Genomic DNA, 4,851 nt, shown 5'->3' with positions numbered 1-4,851 from the left:
AATATCAATGATAGGTATCCCAGATAACAACTGTAAGTACAGCGAAGGGAATTGGGCGGCTCACAATGGCTGATTTCGCGGCGCGGCTGAACAAGCTGTTCGAAACCGTGCATCCCCCAGGGCGCAAGCCGCATACCAACGCCGAGGTCGCGGCCGCACTGACAGCGTCCGGGCATCCGATCTCCAAGCCCTACCTATCGCAGCTGAGATCGGGACAGCGGACGAATCCATCGGACGAGACCGTCGCCGCGCTGGCGAAGTTCTTCAAGGTCAAGCCCGACTACTTCTTCAACGACATCTACGCCGCGAAGATCGATCACGATCTCGAACTACTGTCGCAGTTGCAGGGCTACGGACTGCGTCGACTGTCCAGCCGGGCGTTCGACCTGTCCGAAGAATCCCAGAACCTACTCACCTCCATGGCGGAGAAACTGCGGGCAAGCGAAGGTCTGCCCGAAATTCCTCCGGATGGCACCGAATAGATTCTCATCAATACGGTGCGACTCCGAGAGAGTCGCACCGTATTGCCTCGCGCCACAACCAACGGACCGTTCGGACGTGGTAGACCACAATTGGCGTTCGAGAGCCGAGTTCTCCAGCGTGCACAGTGTCCGGATACCCGCACCGACCCGCCAGACCGGCGGGTCGGTATCGTTCCGACGAATCACAGTGACGTAATGGGTGGGTATCCGGGGATAACTCCCCACTCTGGCACTCCGATGGTTATCGCTGCACCACCGGCTTCGGCAAGTCCTCGAAGGCCCGCGCGATCGCCTGCACCCATCCGCGCGGACTGATTCCCTCCGGCGGTGCGATCCACCGGGCGTCCACCACGACATCGCCGAGCGGATTCTCGGCCCATCGCGCGACCCGATCGGCGCGCTCGGAGATCGATGCCGGTGGATCACCGGCCTGCGCGAACTCGATACCGCTGCCCGACTGCAAATACAGCGCGTCCATGATCTGCGCCACCCGATCGGAAGCCTCGAACCGGGTCGACGTCCGGTTCCGTTCCTGTACGACCTCCGGGAAACGCCTCACCAGAACACGATGCAGCCGCCGCACCTGACGCAGCAGCAGCCGGGCCCGCACCCACATCTCGACCACGATCCAGACCGCGCCGAATGCGATCAGCAGCGCGGCGACCTGCCAGAACGGCCAAGCCCCGGTGGGTTGTCCCGACTCGGCGTGCGACGCGTCCGTGGCAGCCCGCTGAATCTGCTCGATCGCGAGCGCGACCGCCAACGCCGTCCCGGTGAGGTAGACCGCGATACCACGGCCCAACGCCGTCCAGCCCAGATTGCGCAGTCCGGTGACGATAACGAAGATCCCGCCGAGCACGGCGTTCACCCAGCCGAAGGTCTTCGTCCAAACCAACGTGCCCGCAATGACAATCAGGCCGACGGCGTAGATCGCGAGCGCGATCGTGTACAGATTCCGCCGGGACACCACCGGCCAGGCAGCCGAGGCCACCACCGATGTGGCGGTGGTGAACAGCACCCACGCCGAAGCCACCACACCGTCGGACAGCAGGCCTGTCGGCAGACCCCCGGGCAGCAGGTTGTCCACCGCCAGGCCGACATCGGGAATAGCCACCGTCACGGCAAGCGCGACCGCGGCGACCGCGACCACGATCGCCATCCGCGCCGTCGTCGCGGGCTTCACCAGAATGCGACCCACCCGCGTCCCGGCAGCCACCCAGACCAGCAGGGCCGTCAACCAGAATGTCATCCGAGTGCCTCATCGAATCGAAGAACCGAGACACCCACACCTCGGCTGTTGAATACCCGTAACCGTGTCATCAGCATGGCGGCGAAAGTTTCGGCCTCCCATTCGGCTCGGTCGTTCGCACCGTCCGCGATGCTGCGATGTACCCGTTGACTCAGCATGTACGCGATCAGTCCGTCGCTCACCGCCGGCGTCGCCTCCGGCACCGGGGCGCCCTCGTGATCGAACACGATATGGCCGAGTTCGTGTGCGAGAGTGTGCCCTCGACTCGGTAGCGCGTCGGCCAGGACGATGACGTCCTTGCTCGGGTAATGGCGGCGCTGCCCGCAGACGCCGGGCCCGAGGTCGGCGTCGACGATCCCGATCGGACGACCGCGTTCGGCCGCGACGGCGGCCACCACCTCATCGAGTGTGGTCGCGTCCGCGTCCGCGGCGACGGCGCATACCGCGTCCACCGCGGCCGCCACCCGACGATAGGCCCGGGAACTCCGCACTTCGCTCTGCATCACGGTCCTCACGCACCTGTTCCGAAGAATTCGGCACGCGCCGCATCGATACGCGCTTGCGCCTGTGCCGCGCTCTGGTAGCTCACCACGGTCGAACCGACGCCGGCGATGGCCAGGGCGATCAGGCCACCGATCACCGACAGTAGTTTCGGTTCGGGGAGCAGACCGTCGGAACTGGTATTGCGAACATCGAGGTCCACCGGCGCGGACCCGCCCGCGAACGGCGACGCCCCACCGGACGTGAGGCCCACCGGTGCGGAAGGCGCGACCACCGATATGGGAGCGGCACCGCCCGGTGAGGCGGAAGACGGGATAGCGAGCGGCGGCATCGCGGGAGCGGCCGGCGGTATGAGCGGAAGCAGGAGCAGCAGTAGTGGCGACGCGGAGCCCACCGCCGCCGAGCCGACCGCCGCGGAGCCCACCCCGGCCGAGTCCACGACCGCGGCCGAACCGGTGCCGGCCGCACCAACGGCCGCCGACCCGGTGGCGGCCGAGCCGAGACCGACCGAACCCCCCGCGGCCGACCCGGTGCCGAGCGCCGCGGAACCGGTGCCGCCGAGGGCTCCGGAACCGGTGGCGAGCACACCGACGCCGGCCGAGCCGACGGCAGCGGACCCGGTGCTCAAGATGACGGCGAGGCCGGCGGAACCGGTACCGAGGACCGCGGCCAAAGCGGCGGCTCCGGCGGAACCCGCCACGGGCACGGCGGCCGGTGTCGGTTCGACCGGCGCCTCCACCTCGGTCTGCCGGCCGGGTATGGACAGCGACTTCCAGTTCTCCCCTACTCCGCTGACGGTTTCGCCGACACCGCCATCGTTGCCGGGAGAGGTGTTCCCGAGGTCCGGCGACGAGGCGGAGCCGCTGTCCAGGGGGTTCTGTGGAAGACCGCCATGACCACCCGAATCCGATCCATCCGAATCGCGCGGCTCCGGGATACCGGGACCCGGAATTCCCGGGGGCCCCGGAGGCTCGGCCTCGGCCGCGACGGGCCCGAATAGTCCGAGGCAACCAACAGCTCCTGCTACTGCAAGCACACGCATCATGCGACCCACGGCCATGCGCCAGACATCCCCTCGAGATCAACTGCTGCGTAAGAGTTGCCCGGCGATGACATATTCCGGGCATCCGGACCGATGGTTGCCCATCGTAAACCCCACGCCGTTCCCGGCGCAGGCATACGGCCACAACACATTTTCCGCAAGGGACACATATCGTTTCCATGCGGCTGTTCGATCAGCTGCGGCTTCCATCTCGGACCGACCGCGAACAGGTATCGGTAGCCGGCCGAAACCTCTTCCGCACGAGGGGTATCGGTAATATCCCGGAGGAAGTCCCATTCCTCCCCGGTTGTTCCTACGCTCCGTAGACAGGCTCCGGCGGTGTCGCCTTGGCAAGCAGATCGGTGACCACCGGGCCGAGTTCGGCGGGATTCCACCGGGCACCGCGATCGACCGGGACACCGTGGCGCCAGCCGTCGGCAACGGCGATCCTGCCGCCCTCCACCTCGAATATCCGGCCGGTCACCCCCGCCGATTCCGTGCTGCCGAGCCAGACCACCAGTGGCGAGATGTTCTCCGGCGCCATAGCGTCGAAGCCTTCCTCCGGTTTCGCCATCATGTCGGCGAACACCGTCTCGGTCATCCGGGTACGCGCCGAGGGCGCGATGGCGTTCACCGTCACCCCGTATCGGGCGAATTCGGCGGCGGCGGTCAGGGTCAGGCCCGCGATACCCGCCTTGGCGGCGCCGTAGTTGCCCTGACCGACGCTGCCCTGCAGACCTGCGCCGGAACTGGTGTTGATCACCCGGGCATCCACCGGCCGGCCGGCCTTGGACTCGGTACGCCAGTAGGCGATGGCATGGCGCATGGTGGCGAAATGTCCTTTGAGATGCACTCGGATCACCGAGTCCCATTCCTCTTCGCCGAGGTTGGCGAGCATCCGGTCTCGGACGAATCCGGCATTGTTGACCAGGACATCCAGTCCGCCGAAGGTGTCCACGGCCTGTTCGATCAGCCGCTGGGCGCCCGCCCAGTCCGCCACGTCGTCGCCGTTGGCCACCGCCTGGCCGCCGGCCGCGCGGATCTGCGCGACCACCTGCTCGGCGGGGGTCTCCTCGGTGGCGGCGCCGTCCAGTGCCGTGCCGATATCGTTGACGACCACATTCGCGCCCTCGGCCGCGAAGGCGAGTGCGTGTGCCCTGCCGATTCCCCGCCCCGCGCCGGTGATGATGACGGTGCGTCCGGCACAGATGCCCTCGGTTGCCATGTCGTTCCTATCGTCGATGGTGGATATCAGTTGGCCGGCTGCGACGCCGGATTGCCGGAGTGGCCCGCCGTGGCCACGGAGAGGAAGGCCGGCGGTTCACCGCCGCCGTGGACCTGCAGGGTCGCGCCACTGATATAGGAGGCCAGCGGCGACATCAGGAAGGCGGCGGCATGACCGACGTCCTCCGGACGCGCCAGCCTGCCCATCGGGATGGTCCGTCCGACCGCGGCCACCCCGGCGGCGTCGCCGTAGTGCATTTCGCTCAACTCGGTTTCCACCGCACCGACCACCAGAGAATTGATCCGCACCCGCGGCGCCCACTCCGCCGCCAGCGATACGGTCAGGGCGTCCA

Annotated in this window: 6 protein-coding genes; 1 reads left to right on the top strand and 5 read right to left on the bottom strand. The window is 67.3% G+C overall.

Annotated elements, in window-relative coordinates:
- Positions 1-65: 65 nt before the first annotated feature.
- Positions 66-482 carry a helix-turn-helix domain-containing protein gene (locus tag ON20_RS02090; RefSeq protein ID WP_011207048.1) on the top strand — a complete coding sequence of 139 codons (417 nt, stop codon included), beginning with the start codon at positions 66-68 and terminating at the stop codon, positions 480-482.
- A gap of 241 nt (positions 483-723) precedes the next feature.
- Here the strand turns inward: ON20_RS02090 and ON20_RS02085 are convergent, their stop codons facing one another.
- The 5 genes from ON20_RS02085 to ON20_RS02065 all read right to left on the bottom strand — a co-directional run.
- The gene (locus tag ON20_RS02085) at positions 724-1,731 is read right to left on the bottom strand and encodes a hypothetical protein (protein ID WP_040833131.1); all 1,008 of its coding nucleotides are present in this window, start codon (positions 1,729-1,731) and stop codon (positions 724-726) included.
- Positions 1,728-2,234: an ImmA/IrrE family metallo-endopeptidase gene (locus ON20_RS02080; RefSeq protein ID WP_040833132.1), complete on the bottom strand. Its 507-nt coding sequence runs from the start codon at positions 2,232-2,234 to the stop codon at positions 1,728-1,730. The genes ON20_RS02085 and ON20_RS02080 overlap by 4 nt, the downstream gene beginning before the upstream one ends.
- Positions 2,235-2,242: 8 nt before the next feature.
- A complete protein-coding gene (locus ON20_RS02075) occupies positions 2,243-3,268 on the bottom strand; it encodes a TrbL/VirB6 family protein (RefSeq protein WP_157228645.1) in 1,026 nt (341 codons plus the stop codon).
- A 319-nt stretch (positions 3,269-3,587) separates the two neighbouring features.
- Positions 3,588-4,499 carry an SDR family oxidoreductase gene (locus tag ON20_RS02070; protein WP_040833129.1) on the bottom strand — a complete coding sequence of 304 codons (912 nt, stop codon included), beginning with the start codon at positions 4,497-4,499 and terminating at the stop codon, positions 3,588-3,590.
- A gap of 26 nt (positions 4,500-4,525) precedes the next feature.
- A partial coding sequence (locus tag ON20_RS02065; RefSeq protein ID WP_040833128.1) for an SDR family oxidoreductase occupies positions 4,526-4,851 on the bottom strand: 326 nt, incomplete at its 5' end.

This window comes from Nocardia brevicatena NBRC 12119, from assembly GCF_000308495.1.
Lineage (GTDB): Bacteria > Actinomycetota > Actinomycetes > Mycobacteriales > Mycobacteriaceae > Nocardia > Nocardia brevicatena.
This window is presented reverse-complemented; position numbering and strand designations above follow the sequence as displayed.